At 70.6% G+C, this 22456-nt stretch carries 22 protein-coding genes; 11 read left to right on the top strand and 11 right to left on the bottom strand.

What is annotated here, in order from left to right; translation table 11 throughout:
* The first annotated feature begins 2 nt into the window (after positions 1-2).
* Positions 3-1082: a Zn-dependent alcohol dehydrogenase gene (locus tag TN53_RS02700; protein ID WP_046256670.1), complete on the top strand. Its 1080-nt coding sequence runs from the start codon at positions 3-5 to the stop codon at positions 1080-1082.
* Positions 1083-1383: 301 nt separating this feature from the next.
* Positions 1384-2706, top strand: coding sequence for an MFS transporter (locus TN53_RS02695; protein ID WP_046256669.1), 1323 nt, complete (start codon positions 1384-1386; stop codon positions 2704-2706).
* Here TN53_RS02695 and TN53_RS02690 read toward each other — a convergent pair.
* From TN53_RS02690 to TN53_RS02680, 3 genes are all read right to left on the bottom strand, one after another.
* Entirely contained in the window at positions 2698-3612 is a 915-nt protein-coding gene (locus TN53_RS02690; RefSeq protein ID WP_046256668.1) for a DMT family transporter, read from the bottom strand. The genes TN53_RS02695 and TN53_RS02690 overlap by 9 nt on opposite strands.
* Positions 3613-3748: 136 nt before the next feature.
* On the bottom strand, positions 3749-4471 hold the full coding sequence (locus tag TN53_RS02685; protein WP_046256667.1) for an ArsR/SmtB family transcription factor: 723 nt from the start codon (positions 4469-4471) through the stop codon (positions 3749-3751).
* 34 nt (positions 4472-4505) lie between these two features.
* Entirely contained in the window at positions 4506-5147 is a 642-nt protein-coding gene (locus TN53_RS02680) for a TetR/AcrR family transcriptional regulator (RefSeq protein WP_046256666.1), read from the bottom strand.
* Positions 5148-5225: 78 nt separating this feature from the next.
* Between TN53_RS02680 and TN53_RS02675 the strand changes: the two genes are divergently transcribed.
* The 3 genes from TN53_RS02675 to TN53_RS02665 all read left to right on the top strand — a co-directional run bounded on the left by TN53_RS02675 (position 5226) and on the right by TN53_RS02665 (position 7381).
* Complete coding sequence (locus TN53_RS02675; protein ID WP_046256772.1) at positions 5226-6377, top strand: acyl-CoA dehydrogenase family protein; 1152 nt, start codon at positions 5226-5228, stop codon at positions 6375-6377.
* Between the two features lie 60 nt (positions 6378-6437).
* On the top strand, positions 6438-6683 hold the full coding sequence (locus TN53_RS02670) for a YiaA/YiaB family inner membrane protein (RefSeq protein ID WP_046256665.1): 246 nt from the start codon (positions 6438-6440) through the stop codon (positions 6681-6683).
* Positions 6684-6754: 71 nt separating this feature from the next.
* On the top strand, positions 6755-7381 hold the full coding sequence (locus tag TN53_RS02665) for a TetR/AcrR family transcriptional regulator (RefSeq protein ID WP_046256664.1): 627 nt from the start codon (positions 6755-6757) through the stop codon (positions 7379-7381).
* A 4-nt stretch (positions 7382-7385) separates the two neighbouring features.
* Here TN53_RS02665 and TN53_RS02660 read toward each other — a convergent pair whose 3' ends face one another.
* Positions 7386-7847, bottom strand: a complete 462-nt coding sequence (locus tag TN53_RS02660; protein WP_046256663.1) for a MaoC family dehydratase — start codon at positions 7845-7847, stop codon at positions 7386-7388.
* A 91-nt stretch (positions 7848-7938) separates the two neighbouring features.
* Between TN53_RS02660 and soxR the strand changes: the two genes are divergently transcribed.
* Positions 7939-8439 (top strand): redox-sensitive transcriptional activator SoxR, encoded by a 501-nt coding sequence (soxR, locus tag TN53_RS02655; RefSeq protein WP_046256662.1) that lies wholly within the window; start codon positions 7939-7941, stop codon positions 8437-8439.
* 129 nt (positions 8440-8568) lie between these two features.
* Entirely contained in the window at positions 8569-9303 is a 735-nt protein-coding gene (locus tag TN53_RS02650; RefSeq protein WP_046256661.1) for a hypothetical protein, read from the top strand.
* Here TN53_RS02650 and TN53_RS02645 read toward each other — a convergent pair.
* On the bottom strand, positions 9249-9977 hold the full coding sequence (locus tag TN53_RS02645) for a 3-keto-5-aminohexanoate cleavage protein (protein ID WP_046256660.1): 729 nt from the start codon (positions 9975-9977) through the stop codon (positions 9249-9251). The genes TN53_RS02650 and TN53_RS02645 overlap by 55 nt on opposite strands.
* A gap of 132 nt (positions 9978-10109) precedes the next feature.
* A complete protein-coding gene (locus TN53_RS02640) occupies positions 10110-10712 on the bottom strand; it encodes a hypothetical protein (protein WP_046256659.1) in 603 nt (200 codons plus the stop codon).
* 223 nt (positions 10713-10935) lie between these two features.
* Between TN53_RS02640 and TN53_RS02635 the strand changes: the two genes are divergently transcribed.
* The gene (locus TN53_RS02635) at positions 10936-13719 is read left to right on the top strand and encodes a penicillin acylase family protein (RefSeq protein ID WP_046256658.1); all 2784 of its coding nucleotides are present in this window, start codon (positions 10936-10938) and stop codon (positions 13717-13719) included.
* Between the two features lie 18 nt (positions 13720-13737).
* On the opposite strand, the gene TN53_RS02630 is transcribed toward TN53_RS02635, so the two are convergent.
* Positions 13738-15054, bottom strand: coding sequence for a serine/threonine protein kinase (locus TN53_RS02630; RefSeq protein WP_046256657.1), 1317 nt, complete (start codon positions 15052-15054; stop codon positions 13738-13740).
* A 96-nt stretch (positions 15055-15150) separates the two neighbouring features.
* Positions 15151-16389 (bottom strand): exo-beta-N-acetylmuramidase NamZ domain-containing protein, encoded by a 1239-nt coding sequence (locus tag TN53_RS02625; RefSeq protein WP_046256656.1) that lies wholly within the window; start codon positions 16387-16389, stop codon positions 15151-15153.
* 184 nt (positions 16390-16573) lie between these two features.
* On the opposite strand from TN53_RS02625, the gene TN53_RS02620 reads away from it, so the two are divergent.
* The 3 genes from TN53_RS02620 to TN53_RS02610 are packed head-to-tail and all read left to right on the top strand — an operon-like array spanning position 16574 to position 19631.
* Complete coding sequence (locus TN53_RS02620) at positions 16574-17347, top strand: SDR family oxidoreductase (RefSeq protein WP_046256655.1); 774 nt, start codon at positions 16574-16576, stop codon at positions 17345-17347.
* Complete coding sequence (locus TN53_RS02615; protein WP_046256654.1) at positions 17344-19011, top strand: class I adenylate-forming enzyme family protein; 1668 nt, start codon at positions 17344-17346, stop codon at positions 19009-19011. Before TN53_RS02620 ends, TN53_RS02615 begins: the two co-directional genes overlap by 4 nt.
* Positions 19012-19037: 26 nt before the next feature.
* On the top strand, positions 19038-19631 hold the full coding sequence (locus tag TN53_RS02610) for a TetR/AcrR family transcriptional regulator (protein WP_046256653.1): 594 nt from the start codon (positions 19038-19040) through the stop codon (positions 19629-19631).
* A gap of 59 nt (positions 19632-19690) precedes the next feature.
* On the opposite strand, the gene TN53_RS02605 is transcribed toward TN53_RS02610, so the two are convergent.
* The 3 genes from TN53_RS02605 to TN53_RS02595 all read right to left on the bottom strand — a co-directional run bounded on the left by TN53_RS02605 (position 19691) and on the right by TN53_RS02595 (position 22433).
* Positions 19691-20914, bottom strand: a complete 1224-nt coding sequence (locus TN53_RS02605; protein ID WP_046256652.1) for an acyl-CoA dehydrogenase family protein — start codon at positions 20912-20914, stop codon at positions 19691-19693.
* A 6-nt stretch (positions 20915-20920) separates the two neighbouring features.
* A complete protein-coding gene (locus tag TN53_RS02600; RefSeq protein ID WP_046256651.1) occupies positions 20921-21943 on the bottom strand; it encodes a phosphotransferase family protein in 1023 nt (340 codons plus the stop codon).
* Positions 21944-22136: 193 nt separating this feature from the next.
* The gene (locus tag TN53_RS02595; RefSeq protein ID WP_046256650.1) at positions 22137-22433 is read right to left on the bottom strand and encodes a hypothetical protein; all 297 of its coding nucleotides are present in this window, start codon (positions 22431-22433) and stop codon (positions 22137-22139) included.
* Positions 22434-22456 lie beyond the last annotated feature (23 nt).

The following is a 22456-nucleotide window of genomic DNA, read 5'->3' as shown; positions in this document are numbered from 1 at the left end:
ACGTGGTTCGCGCAGCAGTCCTTCCCGCCGTGGGCGCTCCTCTGGAGGTCACCGACATCGAGCTCCCGGACCCCGGCCCCGGCCAGGTCCGTGTCCGCCTCGCCGCCGCCGGCGTCTGCCACTCCGACCTGTCCCTGTCCAACGGCACGATGCGGGTACCGGTCCCGGCCGTGCTCGGCCACGAGGGCGCGGGCACGGTGATCGCCGTCGGCGAGGGCGTCACGGGCGTGGCGCCCGGCGCCGATGTCGTCCTCAACTGGGCTCCGTCCTGCGGCAGTTGCCACGCCTGCTCGCTCGGTGAGGTCTGGTTGTGCGCCAACGCGCTCAACGGCGCGGCGAACGTCTACGCCCGCACCGCCGACGGCACCGACCTCCACCCCGGCCTGAACGTCGCCGCGTTCGCCGAGGAGACGGTCGTCCCGGCCTCCTGCGTCCTGCCGCTCCCCGAGGGCATCCCCCTCACGGACGCGGCCCTCCTGGGCTGCGCGGTCCTCACCGGTTACGGCGCCGTCCACCACTCGGCGCGGGTCCGCGAGGGAGAGACGGTCGCGGTGTACGGCGTCGGGGGAGTGGGCCTCGCCGCTCTCCAGGCGGCCCGGATCGCGGGCGCCGCGAAGATCGTCGCGGTCGATGTCTCCCCGGCGAAGGAGGAGTTGGCCCGCGAGGCCGGCGCCACCGACTACGTCGTCGCCTCCGAGAACACGGCCCGCGAGATCCGCGGCCTGACCGGCAGGCAGGGCGTCGACGTCGCCGTCGAGTGCGTCGGCCGCGCGACGACGATCCGCGCCGCCTGGGACTCCACCCGCCGCGGCGGCCGTACCACGGTCGTCGGCATCGGCGGCAAGGACCAGCAGGTCACCTTCAACGCCCTGGAGATCTTCCACTGGGGCCGCACCCTCGCCGGCTGCGTCTACGGCAACTCGAACCCGGCGGAGGATCTCCCGCTGCTCGCCGAGCACGTCCGTGCGGGCCGTCTGGACCTGGGCGCGCTGGTGACGGAGCGGATCGCCCTGGACGGCATCCCGGCGGCTTTCGAGAACATGCTGGCGGGCAAGGGCGGCAGGGCGCTGGTCGTCTTCTGAGCGGACCGGGTGAAGTCGGCTGCGGTTCGGCAGTGCCCTGAAGGGGCGCGAGGAACTGCGCGACCAACCACGACGGCGCCGCAGCCGGCCGACGGCTCATTGCGGTACTTCCGGCGGAGCGCTCAGCGCCCATCGCCCTCCTGTCGCAGGCCCCGACCTCACAAGAGGCTGGGGCCATCGCCATGCCCACCGGCCCCTTGAGTGCTCCGGGCAACCTTCCCACACACCCATTGCCTCCATACCGTCCGGTTAGTATGTTCGCCGCCAACGTCCCCACCGCACCCATCGGAGTGTGCACCGCATGGACATGGCCCCCTCCGCTCAGCCCATCACCCCGACCGCCCTCCCCACGGTCAACCGCCGCCGCGTCGCCACGGCGGCAGCGCTCGCCTCAGCCGTCGAGTGGTACGACTACTTCGTCTTCGGCATCGCGGCCGCCCTCGTCCTGGGCGACCTGTACTTCCCGGCGGGCAGTTCCACCGCCGGAGTCCTCGCCTCCTTCGCGACCTTCGCGGTCGGCTTCCTCGCCCGCCCGGTCGGCGGCATCGTCGCCGGCCAGCTCGGCGACAAGCGCGGCCGCAAGCCGATGCTGGTCCTCGCGCTCACGCTCATGGGCCTGGCGACCACGGGCATCGGTCTCCTGCCGACGTACGAGACGATCGGCGTCGCCGCGCCCATCCTCCTCGTGACCCTTCGCGTCCTCCAAGGCGTCGCCGTCGGCGCGCAGTGGGGCGGCGCGATGCTGCTGGCCACCGAGTACGCCCCCGAGGGCAAGCGCGGCATCTACGGCAGCGTCGTCCAACTCGGCGTGCCCATCGGCGTGGTGACCGCCAACACGGTCTTCCTGCTGGCGGGCGCCTTCACCACGGACACCCAGTTCGCGGCCTGGGGCTGGCGAGTGCCCTTCCTCATCGGCCTGTTCGTGCTCGGCCTCGCCTGGTACATCCACGCCAAGGTCGAGGAGACGCCCGAATTCCGCGACGCGGAAAAGGCGTTGGCCGAGAAGGAGAAGTCGCAGCAGAGCTCCCCGCTGCGCACCATCCTGCGCGACCACCTCGGCACGGTCCTCCTGGCCGGCGGCTCCTTCGCCGTGAACACCGCGACCTTCTACATCCTCATCACCGGCGTCCTCGACTACACGACCCGCGAACTGGACATGAAGAAGAGCGCGGTCCTCACCATCTCGCTCTGCGTCAGCCTCACCCAGCTCGTACTGATCCCGGCCGCCGCCGCACTCTCCGACCGCTACGGCCGCATCCGGATCTACACGCTCGGTGCCGTCGGCATCGCCCTGTGGGCCATCCCGCTCTTCCTCCTGATCGACACCGGTTCGCTGCTGTGGCTGGCGGTCGGCACCTTCGTCGCCAGCTGTTTCCTCAGCATCATGTACGGCCCCCAGGCCGCCCTGTTCGCCGAACTGTTCACGGCCGAGATGCGCTACACCGGAGCCTCCCTCGGCTATCAGATAGCGGCGGTCTGCGGCGGCGGCCTCGCGCCCTTCCTGATGGTGCTGCTGCTGGAGACGACGGGCACGTCGATGTCGGTGTCCGCCTACATCATCGCGCTCTCCGCGATCGCCCTGATCTCCATCAAGGTCCTTGCGGACAGGGCGCGTTCACGCTGACTCGGTGGCCTTCGCGGGCCGTGGCCCAGCGGCCGCGGCCCGCGAACGGGACACCGCGACACCGGCAAGACACAGCACCCCGCCCGCCAGGGTGAGCAGCCCCGGCACCTCGCCGAGCGCCAGCCAGGACATCAGCACGACGAGCGCGGGCACGGCGTAGGTGGTGGCGCCCATGCGTCCGGCGGTCGTACGGGCCAGGGCGTACGCCCAGGTGGTGAAGGCCAGGGCGGTCGGGAAGACGCCGAGATAGACCATGTTGAGAGTTGCCGAGACGGGTGCGTCGGCTGCCTCGTGGACGAGCTGTCCGGCGAACGGCAGACACACGACGGCGCCGACCAGACAGCCGTACGTGGTGACCTGGAGCGCGCTCGCCGACGCCAGGGCCGGCTTCTGCGCGACGACCCCACCGGCGTACGCGACGGCCGCGAGCAGGCACAGTACGACCCCGAGTACGGACGACCTGCCCTCACCCGACATCGACAGCCCCACCGCGACCGCTCCCGCGAACGACACGGCCATCCCCGCGAGCAGCCTCGGCGGCAGGGCGTCGCCGAGTATCCGTGCGCCGAGCAGGGCGATGAGGATGGGGCCGATATTCACGACGAGGGCGGCGGTTCCGGCGTCCACCTGCTGCTCGCCCCAGTTCAGGGCGACCATGTAGAAGCCGAACCAGAGGATGCCGGAGATCAGGATGCCGGGCCACGCGGCCCGGGCCGGCAACCCTTCCCGTCGTACGACACAGATGGCGCCCAGCGTCAGGACTCCCGCCAGCAGCCGCCCGAGGGCGAGGGCGCCCGGTGAGTACTCGGTGCCGGCGCTTCGGATGGAGACGAAGGCGGAGGCCCAGAGGACGACCGTGACGGTCGCCGCGCCGGCGGCGAGGAGGTCGGGGCGGCGGGGGTTCATCATGGTCCTGAGGTTAGGAAAGGTGGCTGAGAAGAGCTCGCGGCTTTCGGACGGTGTGTAGCTGCGGGTCCGCTGTGGTGGTCGCGCCCACGCGGCGGAGCCGCAGATCGATACAGCCCCGCGCCCCTTGGGTGGGTCAACGCAGCGCCGTTGACGAGACGCCCAGCAACTCGGCCAGTGCCTTCTCGCCCGCCTCCGTCACCTTCACCGCACGCTCCGAGCCGATCCGTACACACCAACCCGCCTCCAACGCGTGTCGGCAGAGCGCCGCGCCCGCGACCCCCGCCAGATGAGGCCGCCGTTCCGTCCAGTCCAGGCACGCTCGTGCCAACGGCCGCCGACCCTTGCGATCGAGAGGGATGCCCACCGCGCCGAACCACCGCAGCCCCGCCTCCGTGAGGGCGAACCCGGCGTCCTGGCGCAACAGTTGACGCACCGTCATCGCATCCGTCACCGCGATCCCGAGCCGCCCCGCGAGGTGGTCGTAGCACGTACGCCCCCGCGCCATCGCCGACCCGGCACTCGACTCCCGCAGGTTCCGCGGCCGTACGGCGGAACCCGGCGCCACATGAGAGGCGAGTTCCTCGACCAGCTGGGCCACCCGCGCATCCGCGAGCCGCACATAGCGATGCCGCCCCTGCCGCTCCTCGGTCAGCAGCCCGCCGGCCACCAGTTTGCCCAGGTGCTCGCTCAGCGTCGACGCGGCGACCCCCGCATGCCGCGCCAGCTCACTCGCGGTCCAGGCCCGGCCGTCGAGCAGCGCCAGCAGACAGGAGGCCCGGGTCTCGTCGGCGACGAGCGAGGCCAGTCGGGCCAGCTCAGCGGCCTGGGGATCTCTGGAGGTCATGCCCTCCAGCATGGGCCCCGGACAGTTCGGCGCCCACCGAAGCGTGCTACGCCGTCCGCCGGACCTGCTCGTACTGCTGGACCAGCCCGTCGAGCAGTGCCGTGAGCCCTGTCTCGAAGGCCCGCTCGTCGATCTTCTCCTGCTGCTCGGCCAGCAGATGGGCCTGCCCGAGATGGGGATAGTCGGCGGGGTCGTACGCGCTCTGGTCGTCGACGAAACCGCCGGCGAACGAACCCAGCGCGGAGCCCATGATGAAGTACCGCATCAGCGCACCGATGGAAGTGGCCTGAGCGGGCGGCCAGCCGGCGTCGACCATCGCGCCGTACACCGCGTCCGCGAGCCGCAGGCCCGCGGGCCGGCGCCCGGGTCCCTGGGCCAGCACCGGGACGATGTTCGGGTGGTCCCGCAGGGCGGCTCGATAGGACACGGCCCAGTCGTGCAGGGCGGTCCGCCACTCCCGTCCGTCCTCGAACATCGACAGGTCGACCTGTGAGCTGACCGAGTCGGCGACCGCTTCGAGGATCTCGTCCTTGGTGCGGAAGTGGTTGTAGAGCGAGGGTCCGCTGACCCCCAGCTGCGCGGCGAGCCGACGCGTGGAGACGGCCGCGAGGCCCTCCGCGTCCACGAGTGCGCGTGCCGTCTCGACGATCCGGTCGGTGCTGAGGAGGGGCTTGCGCGGTCGGGCCATGGCGCACATAGTAGGGCTGCGACAAGAAACTAGCAGTGCTAATTTAAATGTACGGCTTTCAAGTGAGGTGATCTCGTGGTGAACCTGGGGCTCAGCGAGGAGCAGGAGGCCGTACGGCAGCTCGCCCGGGACTTCGTGGACCGCGAGATCGCCCCGCACGTCATCGCCTGGGACCGTGCCGAGGACGTCGACCGTTCGATCGTGAAGAAGCTGGGCGAGGTCGGGTTCCTGGGCCTGACGGTCGACGAGGAGTACGGCGGCTCGGGCGGCGACCACCTCGCGTACTGCCTGGTGACGGAGGAGCTGGGCCGCGGCGACTCGTCGGTCCGCGGCATCGTGTCCGTCTCCCTCGGCCTGGTCGCCAAGACGATCGCCGCCTGGGGGAGCGAGGCCCAGAAGCGCCAGTGGCTGCCGGGCCTCACCTCCGGTGAGCGGGTCGGCTGCTTCGGCCTCACCGAACCGGGCACGGGCTCCGACGCGGGCAACCTCGCCACCCGTGCCGTACGCGACGGCGACGACTACGTCATCAACGGCACGAAGATGTTCATCACCAACGGCACCTGGGCGGACGTCGTCCTCCTCTTCGCCCGCTCCACGGACGCGCCCGGCCACAGGGGCGTCTCCGCCTTCCTGGTCCCCACCGACAGTCCCGGACTGAGCCGCCGCACCATCCACGGCAAGCTCGGCCTGCGCGGCCAGGCGACGGCCGAACTGGTCCTGGAGGACGTACGGGTCCCCGCGACCGCGATGCTCGCTCCCGAGGGCAAGGGCTTCTCGGTCGCGATGTCGGCGCTCGCCAAGGGCCGGATGTCGGTCGCCGCGGGCTGTGTGGGCCTGGCGCAGGCGGCCCTGGACGTGGCGGTGAAGTACGCCGGTGAACGCGAACAGTTCGGCAGGACGATCGCCCACCACCAGCTGGTCCAGGAACTGATCAGCGACATAGCCGTGGACGTCGACGCGGCCCGCCTGCTGACCTGGCGGGTCGCCGACCTGATCGACCGCGGCGAGCCCTTCACCACGGAATCCTCCAAGGCCAAACTCTTCGCCTCGGAAGCCGCGGTCCGAGCCGCCAACAACGCCCTCCAGGTCTTCGGCGGCTACGGCTACATAGACGAGTACCCGGCGGGCAAACTGCTCCGCGACGCCCGCGTGATGACCCTCTACGAAGGCACCAGCCAGATCCAGAAACTGGTCATCGGCCGCGCGCTGACCGGAGTCTCGGCCTTCTGAGTACGGGACCTGAGTACCTCGACGGATGTGCCCCGCCCCCCGCCCGCCCACACTCGACCCATGAGTGACACATCGGGCAAGCCCCAGAACACCGCCGCCTTCTACGGCCAGGCGGTCGCGTCCTTCGCCGTCGCCATGGCCGCCACGGCGGCCGGCATCTTCAAGCTGAACGCCGACGCCTGGGTGCGGGCCTTCCTCGCGATCGCGGTCCTGTACCTGGTCACCTCCGCCTTCACGCTGGCCAAGGTCATCCGGGACCGGCAGGACGCCCAGACCCGCGCGTACAGCCCGTTCGAGAAGCTCTGAGCGGCCGGGCTAAGCGCTCGCTCAGCTTCGGCGGTATGGTGGTGCCTCTGTCAGTGGAGAGGGGCAAAGCGATGAGTACGGCGGAGGACACGGCCGGCGGCGAGACGCAGGCGTGGGGCGAGGTCACGCCCGACGCGGCACGGAGACTGCTGGTCGCCGCGGTGGAGGCCTTCGCCGAGCGCGGGTACCACGCCACGACGACCCGGGACATCGCGGGCCGCGCGGGCATGAGCCCGGCGGCCCTCTACATCCACTACAAGACCAAGGAGGAGCTGCTCCACCGCATCAGCAGGATCGGCCACGCGAAGGCCCTGGAGATCCTCCGGTCCGCGGCCCGCCGCGAGGGCACCGCGACCGACCGCCTCGCGGACGCGGTCAGCTCCTTCGTCCGCTGGCACGCGGGCGGCCGCACCACGGCCCGGGTCGTCCAGTACGAACTGGACTCCCTCGGCCCGGACGCCCGCGCCGAGATCCTCGCCCTGCGCCGCCAGTGCGACGCCGAGGTGCGCGGCATCATCGAGGACGGCGTGACCTCCGGCGAGTTCGACGTCCTGGACGTCAAGGGCACGACCCTCGCCGTCCTCTCCCTCTGCATCGACGTGGCCCGCTGGTTCACCGTCGACGGCCCCATGACGCCCGACGAGGTCGGCGCGCTCTACGCCGACCTCGTGCTGCGGATGGTGGGAGCGGCCAAGTAGCCGCTCAGAGGTAGTAGCGCGACACCGACTCGGCGACACACACCGGCTTGTCGCCGCCCTCACGCTCGACGCTGAAGGCGACGGTGACCTGGACGCCCCCGGCCACGTCGTCGACCCCGGTGATCGTCGCGGTGGCCCGCAGTCGCGAGCCGACCGGCACGGGCGCGGGGAACCGCACCTTGTTGGTGCCGTAGTTGACCCCCATCCTCACGTTCTCGACCGTGATCAGCTGCGGCCCGAACAACGGCAGCAGCGACAGGGTCAGATACCCGTGCGCGATGGTGGTCCCGAACGGCCCGGCGGCGGCCTTCTCGGGGTCCACATGGATCCACTGGTGATCGCCGGTGGCCTCGGCGAAAAGATCGATCCGCTTCTGATCGACCTCCAGCCAGTCGGTGTACCCCAGCTGCTCACCCACCGCGGCCTTCAACTCGTCGGCCCCTGCAAACACCCTCGGCTCTGCCATGTCCCGCCTCCTCGTCCCGAACTCTAAGCGACTGCTTAGTATGGTCGGCCGTAGGGCCCGTGTCAACGCAGGCATGGGTAGGCTTCGAGGGGTGCCCCAGATTCCCGAGAAGATCCACGAACTCACGGTCGGCCAGCTCGCCGCCCGCAGCGGCGCCGCCGTCTCCGCCCTGCACTTCTACGAGTCAAAGGGCTTGATCAGCAGCCGCCGCACCACGGGCAACCAACGCCGCTACCACCGCGACGCCCTCCGCCGGGTCGCCTTCGTCCGAGCCGCCCAACGCGTGGGCATCCCCCTCGCCACGATCCGCGAGGCCCTGGCCGAACTCCCCGAGGAACGCACGCCCACCCGAGAGGACTGGGCCCGCCTCTCCGAGGCCTGGCGCTCCGAGCTGGACGAACGCATCAAGCAGCTCAACCGACTTCGCGACCACCTCACCGACTGCATCGGCTGCGGCTGCCTCTCCCTGGACACCTGCGTCCTGTCCAACCCGGACGACGCGTTCGGCCAACGCCAGGCAGGCTCCCGCCTGCTGGTGGAGCGCACCCCCCGGAAGCCGGGCCACCAGGACAACGCGACCCACTGCGGCTGACGCACACCGGACGGGACCCAACCCGGCGTTGGGTGCGGGAATGGGGTGGATCGACCGGATCGGCCCCTGGTAACGTCGCGATCTTCGGCCGGCGGGACCGCCGCGCACGGAGTCCTGACGGGACGAACCATGTCCTCACCGACCCTCGCCACCGCCCTCACGCGGATATCCACGGTCTTCCACGGCGCATCGAGCCCCGAGGAGACGGGCTGCGGCTACTGCCATGCCCCCGAGGAGACCGCGTATCTGCGCACGCCGGACATCCCCGTGCCCCTGGATGTCGTGCAGTACTACCTTTTCGAGGTCTCCGACCACTTCGACGACCACGCAGCCGTCATGCGCCGCCTCCTGCCACAGGCGGCCCGCGCGATGGCCGAGGGCACCCTGGGCGCGATCAACCACGGAGCCCACGGACTGACCCGTGTGGACTGGCGTTCCTGGCCCCCGGAGCAGGCCGCCGCGATCGATGCCTTCCTGCGCGCCTGGTGGCAGGACGTCCTCACCACGCCCGGCCCGCGCTACGGCATCGACGACATCTTCGACACGTGCGCCACGATCGCCAGAACCGTGACCCCGTTCCTCGACGACTGGCCCCGCACCCCGGTCGCCGACGCCCACCTCGCCCATTGCACCGACGTCTGGCTCTACGACCTGCTGTCCGACGCCTCCCCGTTCACCTGGTGGTACGACGACAGCGAGGAGACCGGCGTCGCAGATCTGCGCACCTGGCTCTCCGGTCCCGGCGCCGCCCGCCTGCGCACCCAGGGCGAGCACGACCTCGCGACCCGCGCCGAACTCCTCGCCCTGCCCTATGACGACCGCTGGGCCCACCCATACTGGACCAGCCCGGCAGCCACCAACTGAGCGTTGGAGGAGGCAGGTTCCCCGTCCGGCAGGACCAGCGTGTCCTCCAGCCCGATCCGCGTCGCGAGCCGCAGGCGCCCGGCCAGCCGTAGCACCGGCCACGCACCGCCGTCCGCACCGTGCAGCAGCACCGGGCGGCCGTGCGCGGCCCCCACCTCGGCCAACAGTGCACGCGCCGTGTCCTGGGCGGTCTGCGGCGACCCATCGGTCACCTCGGCCAGCACCCGCAGTACCCGGGGCCCGAGCGGCGACACGGCGAACCGGGAGGCGCCGTCGGTCCCGGACCAGATGCCGGCCTCCACCCCCACACCCCGCTCGATGAGTGCGGCCGCCAGCTCCTCCGCCCCCGGCTCATGCCAGTTGACGGAGGCGTGATCGGGAAGCACGGTCCAGTCCCGCACCCGCTCCAGCCGCCGCGCGGGATCGGGTTCCGTCCAGGCGCCCGTGGTCACCCCGACCGGCACCGACACCCGCTCCCGTATGGCGTCGAGGGTCGCCGCGAGCACCCGGGGCGACAAGGTGTCGTCACCACACGGAGACTTGGGATGAACGTGAATGTCCGTGGCCCCGGCCGCGACAGCCGCAGCCCCCGACGCGGCCAGGGCCTGCGGTGACAGCGGCACAACCGCTCCGTCGGCGGCCCCTCGGGGCCCGTTGAGACACACCTGAACCATGCCTCGATGGTGCCAGTCGCAAGGCCACCGGACACCGGCAGTGACCAACTGCCCACATCAGGGCCGGACCGCGGCGAACCGCTCGAAGAGGGGGTGCGGCATCCCCGGCGCACCCCCGGTCGCTCCACTCGCTCAGGCGGACACCAGCAGCCGTCCACGTCGGGACGCCGCCAGGGCTTCGGGGGTCAGCACCGGACGCGGCACCACGACCCCGCAGTCCGTGCACACCGGGCCCGAGGAGGGTTCGTGGGCCAGGTCGTACATCCAGGTCAACCGCTCTCCGCTGCACACCGGGCACACCGAGCCCGGTTCACGCTCCAATGCGGAGATCAGCCTGCGCAGCACCTCGGCCAGCGGTTCACGGGGGTGGAGCCGCGGGTCGTCGCACCACGCGACGCCGAAACCGCCCCAGGTCAGCCGGTGCCAGTCGTCGACACTGCCCGGCCTGCGCAGCCCGTCGTGCTTCTCCTTCTTGCGCCGCTCGGCGAACTCGACCTCATAGGCCAGCCAGACCGAACGCGCCTCTTCCAGCTCGTCCAACGCGGCCACGAGCCGCGCCGGGTCGGGGGACCGGTCCTCAGGGCCGAATCCGGCCCGGGAGCACAGATGGTCCCAGGTCGCCCTGTGCCCGTAGGGGGCAAAACGCTCCAGGCACTTACGCAACGAATAGCGTCGCAGCGCCAGATCGCACCGCGGATCTCGCACCTGTCTCGCCAGACTCCGGAAACCGGCCATCGCCCTGCACCTCCGTCACACCTGCACCTGTACTTCGGTCACTTCGGCGTCGTCGCTTCGGACGTCGCCGAATAGACGTATCGACACACGATTCGGCTCCATCCGATTTCCGATGCCTCCCATCAGCCTCCGGACCGGCTACCAAAACTTGACGCATGTTCATCTTCGAACCCGGGGATACCGGCGGTAACGTCCGACTCAACTCCCGTCGGTAGGAGCTGCCATGCCTCGGCGCACCTCGCGCACCGCACTCGACAGACTGAGAACTCCCGGCAGAGTCACCGGGTTCCTGAAGACCGCTTCCGTATGCGCCCTGATTGCAGGTCTTTTGTCCCCACTTGGTCAAGCGGCCGCGGCCGCCGAAGCGACGGCCGCCAACGACTACTGCGGCAGTCAGTGCTCCGACATCCTGCCGCCCGGCCAGAACGGCAACGCGACCCTCTCCCAGATCCTCCTCAACCAGGCCTTCGGCACCCAGCCCGAGCATGCCGAGGACCAGCTCGGCCCCTACGCCAACCTGGCCAAGGGCTACCCGTCGCTGACCAACGCCACGATCAACACCTTCTTCAACGACGCCTCCTTCGGCGTCCCGTCCGACCAAGTCGCCTCCACTCTCAGTCCCGGTGGCCGCAGCGACGTGACGATCGTCCGCGACAAGAAGACGGGCGTGCCGCACATCACCGGTACCACCAGATACGGCACTGAGTACGGAGCGGGCTATGCGGCGGCTCAGGACCGGCTGTGGCTCATGGACGTCTTCCGTCACGTCGGCCGCGGCCAGCTCACCACCTTCGCCGGTGGCGACCCCTCCAACCAGGGCCTCGAGCAGCAGTTCTGGCGCAACGCCCCCTACACCGAGGCCGATCTGCAGGCCCAGATAGACAGCGCGGTGGCCAATGCCGGGGCCCGCGGCCAGCAGGCCCTCGCCGACGTCAACGCCTACGTCGCCGGCATCAACGCCTACATCGACGCCTCCGACAGCGGCCGCTACTTCCCGGGCGAGTACGTCCTGACCGGCCACAAGGACTCCGTCACCAACGCCGGCACCATCGAGCACTTCAAGACCACCGACCTGGTCGCGCTGGCCTCGGTGATCGGCGCGCTGTTCGGCTCCGGAGGCGGCGGCGAGGTCAACAACGCGCTCTCGCTGCTCGCCGCCCAGCAGCAGTACGGCGTCACGGAGGGCACGAAGGTCTGGGAGTCCTTCCGCGAGCGCAACGACCCCGAAGCCGTCGTCACCGTCCACGACAAGAGCTTCCCGTACGCCACCAAGCCCGCCGACCCGCAGGGCCAGGCACTGCCGGACGCCGGCTCCGTGACCACCGAGCCGCTGGTCTACGACCCCACGGGCACCGGCGCGAGCCAGAGCGCCACCGCGGCCTCCGCCACGGCGACCGCGACCGCCCTCAGCTCGGCCAGACGCGGTATGTCCAACGCCCTTGTCGTCAACGGCAAGCACTCCGCCAGCGGCCACCCGGTCGCCGTCTTCGGCCCGCAGACCGGCTACTTCGCACCCCAGCTGCTCATGCTCCAGGAGATCCAGGGCCCCGGCCTCAGCGCGCGCGGCGCCTCCTTCGCGGGCCTGAGCATGTACGTCGAACTCGGCCGCGGCCAGGACTACGCGTGGAGCGCCACGACCTCCGGCCAGGACATCATCGACACCTACGCCGTCGAGCTGTGCCAGGACGACTACCACTACCTGTTCCACGGCACCTGTACGGCGATGGAGAAGATCGAGCAGAAGAACGCCTGGGCCCCGACCACCGCCGACGACACCGCCGCGGGCTCGTACACCATGCGGGTCTGGCGCACGAAATACGGGCCCGTCGAGTACCGGGCGATGGTCGGCGGCAAGAAGGTCGCCTACACCACCCTGCGCTCGTCGTTCATGCGCGAGGCCGACTCGATCATCGGCTTCCAGATGCTGAACGACCCGGACTACGTGAAGAGTCCGGAGACCTTCCAGAGCGCGGCGCAGCACATCAACTACACCTTCAACTGGTTCTACGCCGACTCCACGCACACCGCGTACTACAACAGCGGCGACAACCCGGTGCGCGCCACCGGCGTCGACGCCGACTTCCCGGTATGGGCGCGGTCGGCGCACGAGTGGCAGGGCTGGAACCCGACCACCAATGCGGCGACCTACACGCCCGCCTCGGCCCACCCCAACTCCATCGACCAGGACTACTACATCTCCTGGAACAACAAACAGGCCGCGGACTACTCGACCGCGCCCTGGGGCGACGGGTCCGTGCACCGCGGCAACCTGCTCGAGGACCGGGTCAAGAAGCTGGTCACCGCGGGTGGCGTGACCCGGGCCGCGCTGGTGAAGGCGATGGCCGACGCGGCCCTGGCCGACCTGCGCGCGGAGGACGTGCTGCCGGACCTGCTGAAGGTGATCAACAGCAGTACGGTCACCGACTCCACGGCCGCGGCCGCGGTGAGCAAGCTCCAGACCTGGCTCACGGCGGGCGGAAAACGCACGGAGACGTCGGCGGGTTCGAAGGCGTACGCCGACACCGACGCGATCCGCATCCTGGACGCGTGGTGGCCGCTGCTGGTGAAGGCCGAGTTCGAACCCGGACTCGGCACCGCCCTCTACACGGCGATGACCGCGAACCTGCCCATCGACGAGACCCCGTCCGCCGCCCACGGCCCGACCGGCGCGCACGCGGGCAGCTCCTTCCAGTACGGCTGGTGGTCCTACGTGGACAAGGACATCCGCGCCGTGCTCGGTGAGACGGTGCAGGGTCCGCTGGCGCAGAAGTACTGCGGCGGCGGCACCCTGAGCGCCTGCCGGGACATCCTGATCAGCACCCTGAAGACGGCGGCCGGCAAGACCGCGGCCCAGGTCTACCCCGGCGACGACCTGTGCGCGGCGGGCAACCAGTGGTGCGCCGACTCGATCGTCCAGCGCACGCTCGGCGGCATCAAGCACTACAACATCAGCTGGCAGAACCGGCCGACCTACCAGCAGGTCGTGGAGTTCACGTCACACCGGTGACGCGTCAGCGGCGGCGGGTCACCTGATGCGGCCCGCCGCCAGCACCACCCGCGCCAGCTCCCGGTGCACGATGTCGCTGTGCGCCCCGGCCGGCGCCCCGCCACGCCGGACCACCTCGGCCGCGTCGATGTTGACGCACCCCGAGGTGGGCAGCGTCGTCCGCAGCGCGTCGGCGAGCTTCCACGCACGCGTGCCCGGTACCGCCTGCACCCCGTCGAAGCCCATCGCGCCCCACTTGGCGCCCAGCATCCGCCCGACGTCCGCCCCGGCGACCCCCTGGGCGTCCCCGGCCATCCGTGAGGCCAGCGGATACATCGTGCTCAGCGCGGAGTCGTGGCGGGAGAAACAGCACACCAGAGGACCGTCGATCCGGTTCTGCTGGCCCTGCAGCACACCTCCCGCGCGCGTGTCGTGCGGCAGCCGGGAGGCGAACGCGTAGTGGGAGAAGGCCCCTTGGAGCAGCGTCACGGACTTCACCGTGCGCACTCCGTCGGGCAGCCCGCGCAGCGCGAACGACACCAGCCGCCCGCCGAAGCTGTGCCCGACCAGATGGACCCGCACCTCGGGCGCCTTCGCGGCGAGCTGCCCGATCACCCGTCCGAGGCCGCGCTCGCCGACCGTTCCCGCGCGCCGCTTCATGGCGTAGTACGTCGCCTGCCGCAGCAGTTCGTGGGCGCCGTCCCAGGGATTGGGGATCGTGAACCCCGCTGTCCCGTCCGTCGATTCGAGATGCGCCAGCGCCTGCGCGAAGTCCTCGCAGACCGCTGTCACGGGCCCGGAGAACATGCCCGGCTCGCTCTGCGGCACCCCCTCCGCCAGGGTGTCCGCCCCGAACAGCGCCTGCGGCCCCGGCGGCACCAGCTCGACCAGCATCCGCACCAGCCGGCCGAACTCCTCCAACTCGGCCTCCTCACGCGGCTGCTGGTCCAGCAGTCGCGTGATCTGCTCGACGATGGTCGCCCGGCCGGGGAACGTCTCCAGGAGCGCGTGCCGGGTGTCCTTGTCGAGCACCGGACGCCGGGCGGACTCGGCCGCCACGGATCGCGGGAAGTCCGGGATCGGCTCGTCGGAGAACCGCATCGACGGCCACACCACACCCACGAACCCGAGGCGGGCGTTCGGGGCCAGCGCCGGGAGAGGTTCGAAGAAGCGGCTGTAGAGCCGGGTCGCTACGGAGCGGTCGCTGTTCCAGCCGTGCGCGAAGACGATCAGATCCCGGACCTTGCGCTCCGCCACACCGGCGATGAGCCGCTCCCGCCGACTGCCGTCCGGATCGCCGTCCGCGTCGAAGGTCAGCTCCCAGTACGGACTCACACTCATCGCCGGATCCGCCATGACAGGCCCCCTTGTCCCCCGAAGTGGTGCGATGCGGTCGCATCGTCCTGCTAGGGCGCGAAGTTGGCCATACTCCACGGCTCAACTGTCGGGGGATCATCTGTACAGGAGGTACTCCCTGCGGGTCGCCCGGAACGCCGCCAGCTCCTCCCGCCAGCCCGCCACGACCTCGTCAGGGCCTGCCCCCGCGTCGATCGCGGTACGCACCTCGGTGGAGCCCGTCAGCTTGTCGATCCAGTTGTCCGACCGCCAGGCGAAGCCGCTCCACACCTGTTTCGCGGTCACCAGCAGGGCGATTCCGGTGCGCACGGGGTCGTAGGCCGCCCGGTCGTGGACATGGATCTGCACGCCGCCGATGGTCCTGCCCTGGAACTTGGAGAACGTCGGCGCGAAGTACGCTTCCCTGAAGTGCACGCCCGGCAGCGCGAGTTCGCCCACGGCCGCGGCCCAGCGTCCGTCGACGCCCTCCGCGCCGAGCAGTTCGAAGGGCCGGGTGGTCCCGCGTCCCTCCGACAGGTTGGTGCCCTCGAAGAGACACGTCCCCGAGTAGACCAACGCGGTGTCGGGAGTGGGCATGTTGGGGCTCGGCGGCACCCAGGGAAGCCCGGACTTGTCGTAGAACTCCGACCGCTTCCACCCGGTCATGAGTACGGTCTCCAGGGCCACCGGCGCGGTGAGGAACTCCCCGTTGAACAGCCGCGCCAGCTCCGCGACGGTCATGCCGTGCGCCTGTGAGATGGGCTGTCGCCCCACGAAGGTGGCGAACTCCTTGTGCAGGACGGGACCTTGGGCCGCGCGCCCGGTCACCGGGTTCGGCCGGTCCAGCACCACGAACCGCTTGCCCGCCAGCTGGGCGGCCTCCATGCAGTCGTACAGCGTCCAGATGTACGTGTAGAAGCGCGCGCCCACGTCCTGGATGTCGAAGACGACGGTGTCGACGCCGGAGGCGTTGAAGATGTCGGCCAGCGGCCGGCCGCTCTTGAGGTACGTGTCGTAGACGGGCAGCCCGGTCGCCGGGTCGTCGTAGCGGCCCTCGGAGCCGCCGGCCTGGGCGGTGCCCCGGAAGCCGTGCTCGGGGCCGAACACGGCGGTCAGGTTCACACGGTCGTCGGCGTGCATGACGTCGACGATGTGGCGGGCGTCCCGGGTGATGCCGGTGGGGTTGGTGACGATGCCGACGCGTCGGCCTTCGAGGAGCGCGTAGCCGCCGGCCGCCAGCCGCTCGAAGCCGGTACGCAGTGGGCGATGCCGCTCGGCCGCGGAGGCGGGCGGTGCGCTGGAGAATGCCGTTGCTGCCGTTGTCGCTGCGAGGAGAGCTCGTCTGGATAGGCGCATGGGGGGCACGGTATTGCTCCCGCAGGTCGTGTGGAAGGTACCGGTGAGTCGTGGCTTGTCGCGCCCCGCGGCGGAGCCGCAAAGGGATGCGGCCCGCGCCCCCGGGTCGGCTGACTCACCCTTCCTTTCTTACATACCGACTGGTTAGTCTGGCGGAGTAGCAGAGCCGCGTCGAAGGAGACCGATGGTGGAAGCCGTGCAAGGTGCTGGTGTCGTCGTCACAGGGGCCGGAGGGGGCATCGGGGCCGCCCTTGCCCGGCGGTTCGCCGCGGAGGGGGCCCGCGTCGTCGTCAATGACCTGGACGGGGACCGTGCCAAGGCCGTCGCCGAGGAGATCGGCGGAATCGCCCTGCCCGGCGACGCGTCCGCCGTCGTGGGCCAGGCCCGCACCGCGCTCGGCGGCACCGTCGACGTCTACTGCGCCAACGCCGGCGTCGCCTTCGGCGGCCCCGACGTGGACGACCTCGCGGACGCCAGGGCCTGGGACCTGTCCTGGGACGTCAACGTCATGGCACACGTGCGTGCCGCTCATGAGCTGCTGCCGGACTGGCTGGAGCGGGGCAACGGACGGTTCGTGTCCACCGTGTCCGCCGCCGGACTGCTCACCATGATCGGGGCGGCGCCCTACAGCGTCACCAAGCACGGGGCGTACGCCTTCGCCGAGTACCTGTCGCTGACCTACCGCCACCGGGGGATCAAAGTCCACGCCATCTGTCCGCAGGGCGTGCGCACGGACATGCTCTCAGCCACCGGCAGCGCGGGCGACCTGGTGCTCAGGCCGACCGCCGTGGAGCCCGAGGACGTCGCGGAGGCTCTCTTCAAGGGCATCGCCGAGGACCGCTTCCTGATCCTGCCGCACCCCGAGGTCGCCGAGTACTACGAGGCCCGGGCCGCCGACCCCGACCGCTGGCTGGGCAATATGAACCACCTCCAGCAGAAGTGGGAGGAGGCCCGGTGACCGAGTCCCTGTACGCCGCCAAGCCCTGGGTCGCCCTGCTCAACGAGGCCCAGCGCGCTCCCATAGCGCCCGACGACTCCCTCGTGCACGCCCTGCGCAGGGTCGTCGCCGAGGCCCCGGACCGCGCTTTCCTCGCCTACTTCGACGGCCGCCTCACCTACCGTGAGATCGACGAGCTCAGCGACTCCGTCGCCGGGCACCTCGCCGCGCGCGGCCTGGAGCGCGGCGACCGGGTGGCGATCCTGCTGCAGAACTCCCCGCACTTCGTCATCGCTTTGCTGGGCGCGTGGAAGGCGGGCGCGACCGTCGTCCCCGTCAACCCCATGTACAAGTCGGGGGAGGTCACCCACGTCCTGCGGGACGGCGAGGTGGCCGCGCTGATCTGCTCCGACCGCGCCTGGGAGTCGTATCTGCGCGAGACGGCGGCGGACTCGCCGGTGCGGATCGTGCTGACCGGCTGCGAGCTGGACTTCCAGACCCGCGACGACGCGCGCGTGCTGGCCTTCGAGCGGCTGCCGCGGGCCGCCGACGCCGACGACCTGGCCGCCGTGGCCCGCGCGGGCCACCAGGCGCCCGAGGGCCGTGACCCGGCCCCCTCCGACATCGCGCTCATCAGCTACACCTCGGGCACCAGCGGCGCCCCCAAGGGCGCCACCAACACGCACGGCAACATCATGTGCAACGCCGAGCGGCAGCGCGCGGGCCTGGCCCTTCCGGACGCGCCCGTGTACTACGCGCTGGCGCCGCTGTTCCACATCACCGGGATGGTGTGCCAGCTCGGGGCCTGCCTCAACAGCGCGGGCACGCTGGTGCTGACGTACCGCTTCGAGGCGGGTGTCGTCCTGGAGGCCTTCGCCGAGCACCGGCCGCACTACACGGTCGGCCCGTCGACGGCCTTCATGGCGCTCGCCGCCCACCCGGATGTCACCCGCGAGCACTTCTCCTCCTTCGTCAACATCTCCTCCGGCGGTGCCCCGCTGCCGCCCGCCCTGGTGGAGAAGTTCCGGGCGGGCTTCGGGCCGTACATCCGCAACGGCTACGGGCTCACCGAGTGCACCGCCCCCTGCGCCTCCGTGCCGCCCCAGCTGGAGGCGCCCGTCGATCCGGTGTCCGGGACGCTGGCCGTGGGCCTGCCGGGTCCCCAGACGGTCGTACGGATCGTCGACGACCGGGGCGCCGAGGTGCCCTTCGGCGAGCAGGGCGAGATCCTCGTGCGCGGCCCGCAGGTCGTGCCCGGCTACTGGCGGCGCCCCGAGGCCACCGCCGAGACCTTCCCGGACGGCGAACTGCGCACCGGCGACATCGGCTTCATGGACGCGCAGGGCTGGCTCTACGTCGTCGACCGCAAGAAGGACATGATCAACGCGTCCGGGTTCAAGGTGTGGCCGCGCGAGGTCGAGGACGTGCTGTACACCCACCCGGCGGTGCGCGAGGCGGCCGTCGTCGGGGTTCCCGACGGATATCGCGGGGAGACCGTCAAGGCGTACATCAGCCTGCGTCCGGGCGCCGACACGGACCCGGATGAACTCGCGGTGTACTGCAAGGAGAGACTGGCCGCCTACAAATACCCGCGACAGGTGGAGATCCTGCCGGACCTGCCGAAGACGGCGAGTGGGAAGATCCTCCGGCGGGAACTGCGTTCCCGCAGGCAGAACGAGCAGTAGCGAACGGAAAAGCAGGAGGCGGCACAGTGCCAAGGACGACCGACGGAGACGGTACGCCCGTCCCGCAGCGGCTGCTGGCCGCCGCCACCCGGCTCTTCGCCGAGCGGGGCTACGACCGCACCTCCGTGCAGGAGATCGTCGAGGCGGCCGGCGTCACCAAGGGGGCGCTGTACCACTACTTCGGCTCGAAGGACGACCTCCTGCACGAGGTGTACGCGCGCGTGCTGCGCGTCCAGCAGGAGCGCCTCGACGCCTTCTCGAGCTCCGACGAGCCGATCGAGAAGCGGCTGCGCGGTGCCGCCGCGGACGTCGTCGTCACGACGATCGAGAACCTCGACGACGCGATGATCTTCTTCCGCTCCATGCACCATCTGAGCCCGGAGAAGAACAAGCAGGTGCGCGCCGAGCGCCGGCGCTACCACGAGCAGTTCCGCGCACTCGTCGAGGAGGGCCAGGAGGCGGGCGTCTTCTCGAAGGCGACCCCGGCCGACCTGGTGGTGGACTACCACTTCGGCTCGGTCCACCACCTGTCGACCTGGTACCGCCCCGACGGCCCGATGAGCTCGCAGGAGGTCGCCGACCACCTGGCGGACCTGCTGTTGAGAGCCCTGCGCCCCTGAGCGCATGAGGACACGGGTAAGGGGCGGTCGCCAATGGCGACCGCCCCTTACAACTCACCTCACAGGTACTTCTTCAGCTCCCGCCGCGCCAGCGACCGCTGGTGCACCTCGTCCGGCCCGTCGGCGATCATCAGCGTCCGGGCGCCGGCGTACAGCTCGGCCAGCGGGAAGTCCTGGCTGACGCCGCCCGCGCCGTGCAGCTGGATCGCCCGGTCGATGATGTCGACCACCGCACGCGGCGTGGCGATCTTGATGGACTGGATCTCCGTGTGGGCGCCCCGGTTGCCGACGGTGTCCATCAGCCAGGCCGTCTTCAGCACGAGGAGCCGCAGCTGCTCGACGGTGACGCGCGCGTCGGCGATCCAGTTGTGCACCACGCCCTGCTGGGCCAGCGCCTTGCCGAAGGCCGTACGGGACACCGCCCGGCGGCACATCAGCTCGATCGCCCGCTCCGCCATGCCGATCAGCCGCATGCAGTGGTGGATCCGGCCCGGACCGAGGCGGGCCTGGGCGATGGCGAAGCCGCCGCCCTCCTCGCCGATCAGGTTCGACACCGGCACGCGCGCGTGGTCGAAGATCACCTCGGCGTGGCCGCCGTGGGAGTGGTCCTCGTAACCGAAGACCTGCATCGCCCGCTTGACCGTGACGCCCGGGGTGTCACGGGGGACCAGGATCATCGACTGCTGGCGGCGGATGTCCTCGCCGTCCGGGTCCGTCTTGCCCATCACGATGAAGATCTTGCAGTCCGGGTTCATCGCCCCGGAGATGTACCACTTGCGGCCCGTGACGACGTACTCGTCCGTGCCGTCCGAGGACCGCTCGATGTACGTGGTGATGTTGGTGGCGTCCGAGGAGGCCACCTCCGGCTCGGTCATCGCGAACGCCGAGCGGATCTCACCGGCAAGGAGCGGCTGAAGCCACTGCTTCTTCTGCTGCTCGTCACCGAACTGCGTCAGCACCTCCATGTTGCCGGTGTCCGGCGCCGCGCAGTTCAGCGCGGTGGGCGCGAGCTGCGGGGAGCGGCCGGTGATCTCGGCGAGGGGCGCGTACTGCAGGTTGGTCAGCCCGGCACCGTACTCGGAGTCGGGCAGGAAGAGGTTCCACAGGCCCTGCCTGCGCGCCTCGGCCTTCAACTCCTCCACCACGGCCGGGGTGTCCCACGGGGAGGCCAGCTGCGCGCGCTGCTCCTCGGCGACGGCCTCGGCGGGGTAGACGTGCTCGTCCATGAAGGCGAGCAGCTTGGCGCGCAGTTCCTCGGTGCGTGCGTCGAACGCGAAGTCCATGGCGGGTCAGCCTTCCTGAAGGGTGGTCAGGCCGTGCGAGATGAAGACGGGGACGAGGTCGCCGATGCGGTCGAAGCCGTGGCCGACCGTCTGGCCCAGGGTGTAGCGGTAGTGGATGCCCTCGAGGATCACGGCGAGCTTGAACCAGGCGAACGCCGTGTACCAGGAGACCGTGGAGACATCGCGCCCCGAACGGGCCGCGTACCGCTCGATCAACTCGGCCGGATCCGGGTGCCCGGGGGCCGCGGCGGTGGTGGAGACGGGGGAGTCGGGCATCTGCAGCGGGATGCTGTACATCACCAGCAGGCCCAGGTCGGTGAGCGGATCGCCGAGCGTCGACATCTCCCAGTCGAGGATCGCCTTGATGCTGTCGTCGTCACCGATCAGCACGTTGTCGAGCCGGTAGTCGCCGTGGATCACGGTCGCCTCGGGGGACGTCGGCAGCTGCCGGCCGAGCGCCGCGTGCAGCTCGTCGATGCCGGCCAGCTCACGGTTGCGGGAGGCGTCCAGCTGCTTGCCCCAGCGGCGCAGCTGACGGTCCAGGAACCCCTCGGGGCGCCCGAAGTCCGCGAGACCCACCTCGGCCGGATCCACCGCGTGCAGTTCGACGAGCGTGTCCACGAGGGACAGCACCGCCTGCCGGGTGCGCTCCGCGCCCAGCGGGACGAGCTGGTCCGCGGTGCGGTACGGAGTGCCCTCGACGAACTCCATGACGTAGAACGGCGCCCCGAGCACCTCCTCGTCCTCGCACAGCAGCACCGGCCGCGGCACCGGCACGTTCGTCGGATGCAGCGCGCTGATCACCCGGTGCTCGCGCTTCATGTCGTGCGCGGTGGCCAGGACATGGCCGAGCGGAGGCCGTCGTACGACCCACTTCGACGTACCGTCGGAGAGCGCGTAGGTGAGGTTCGACCGTCCGCCCTCGATCAGCCGGCCGGTCAGGGGGCCGCGGGCCAGTCCGGGCCGCTCGCGCTCCAGCAGGCCGCGCAGCCGGTCGAGGTCGAGTCCGGGCGGATGGTCGGGGCTCATGCGTCGCTCCTACGGGCAGGTGAACGGTTCCCGCATCATGATGCCGACCGGTCGGTATGCCGTCCAGTGCGTAGCGCGAACGTGATCTGAGCCACCTTGGGAAAACGCCCTGTTTCGCCACCATAGGCCGACAGCTCCCCGCGCGGTGCGACGGGGAGCTGTCGGGTGATGCTTCTCGGCCGGGCGGCCTGGATCAGTGGTCGTCCCAGTGGCCCTCGTGGCGGGCGTGCCGGTGACCGTCGTGCAGATAGTCGACATGGTCACCGTGCAGCACGCTCTCGTGGCCGCAGGCGTCCCCGTGCGTGTGCTCGTGACCGTCGTGGGTGACGTGCCCGCCCGGCTCGCACTCGTCCCAGTGGCCGCCGTGCTCGCGGTGCAGATGCCCGCCGTGCGCGTAGTCGACGTGGTCCCCGTGCGGCACCTCGGTGTGCCCGCAGTCGGGGCCGTGGGCGTGCGCGTGCGAGGCGTGTTCCTGGTGGAGGGTGCTCATGCTGCTCACCTTCGGAGATGTTG

Origin of the sequence: Streptomyces sp. WM6386, from assembly GCF_000972385.1 — a bacterium.
Lineage (GTDB): Bacteria > Actinomycetota > Actinomycetes > Streptomycetales > Streptomycetaceae > Streptomyces.
Note: the sequence above shows the minus strand (reverse complement) of the source record. Positions and strands in the feature narration are given on the sequence as shown.

What these genes read in the sequence shown, in the direction of transcription:
- TN53_RS02665 (WP_046256664.1), top strand. Translation starts at nt 6,755, where the DNA reads ATGAGTACGGCGGAGGACACGGCCGGCGGCGAGACGCAGGCGTGGGGC.
- TN53_RS02670 (WP_046256665.1), top strand. Translation starts at nt 6,438, where the DNA reads ATGAGTGACACATCGGGCAAGCCCCAGAACACCGCCGCCTTCTACGGC.
- TN53_RS02625 (WP_046256656.1), bottom strand. Translation starts at nt 16,389, where the DNA reads ATGCGCCTATCCAGACGAGCTCTCCTCGCAGCGACAACGGCAGCAACG.
- TN53_RS02695 (WP_046256669.1), top strand. Translation starts at nt 1,384, where the DNA reads ATGGACATGGCCCCCTCCGCTCAGCCCATCACCCCGACCGCCCTCCCC.
- TN53_RS02600 (WP_046256651.1), bottom strand. Translation starts at nt 21,943, where the DNA reads ATGAGCCCCGACCATCCGCCCGGACTCGACCTCGACCGGCTGCGCGGC.
- TN53_RS02630 (WP_046256657.1), bottom strand. Translation starts at nt 15,054, where the DNA reads ATGGCGGATCCGGCGATGAGTGTGAGTCCGTACTGGGAGCTGACCTTC.
- TN53_RS02685 (WP_046256667.1), bottom strand. Translation starts at nt 4,471, where the DNA reads ATGCTGGAGGGCATGACCTCCAGAGATCCCCAGGCCGCTGAGCTGGCC.
- TN53_RS02680 (WP_046256666.1), bottom strand. Translation starts at nt 5,147, where the DNA reads ATGGCCCGACCGCGCAAGCCCCTCCTCAGCACCGACCGGATCGTCGAG.
- TN53_RS02660 (WP_046256663.1), bottom strand. Translation starts at nt 7,847, where the DNA reads ATGGCAGAGCCGAGGGTGTTTGCAGGGGCCGACGAGTTGAAGGCCGCG.
- TN53_RS02690 (WP_046256668.1), bottom strand. Translation starts at nt 3,612, where the DNA reads ATGAACCCCCGCCGCCCCGACCTCCTCGCCGCCGGCGCGGCGACCGTC.
- TN53_RS02645 (WP_046256660.1), bottom strand. Translation starts at nt 9,977, where the DNA reads ATGGTTCAGGTGTGTCTCAACGGGCCCCGAGGGGCCGCCGACGGAGCG.
- TN53_RS02635 (WP_046256658.1), top strand. Translation starts at nt 10,936, where the DNA reads ATGCCTCGGCGCACCTCGCGCACCGCACTCGACAGACTGAGAACTCCC.
- TN53_RS02650 (WP_046256661.1), top strand. Translation starts at nt 8,569, where the DNA reads ATGTCCTCACCGACCCTCGCCACCGCCCTCACGCGGATATCCACGGTC.
- TN53_RS02620 (WP_046256655.1), top strand. Translation starts at nt 16,574, where the DNA reads ATGGTGGAAGCCGTGCAAGGTGCTGGTGTCGTCGTCACAGGGGCCGGA.
- TN53_RS02605 (WP_046256652.1), bottom strand. Translation starts at nt 20,914, where the DNA reads ATGGACTTCGCGTTCGACGCACGCACCGAGGAACTGCGCGCCAAGCTG.
- TN53_RS02595 (WP_046256650.1), bottom strand. Translation starts at nt 22,433, where the DNA reads ATGAGCACCCTCCACCAGGAACACGCCTCGCACGCGCACGCCCACGGC.
- TN53_RS02640 (WP_046256659.1), bottom strand. Translation starts at nt 10,712, where the DNA reads ATGGCCGGTTTCCGGAGTCTGGCGAGACAGGTGCGAGATCCGCGGTGC.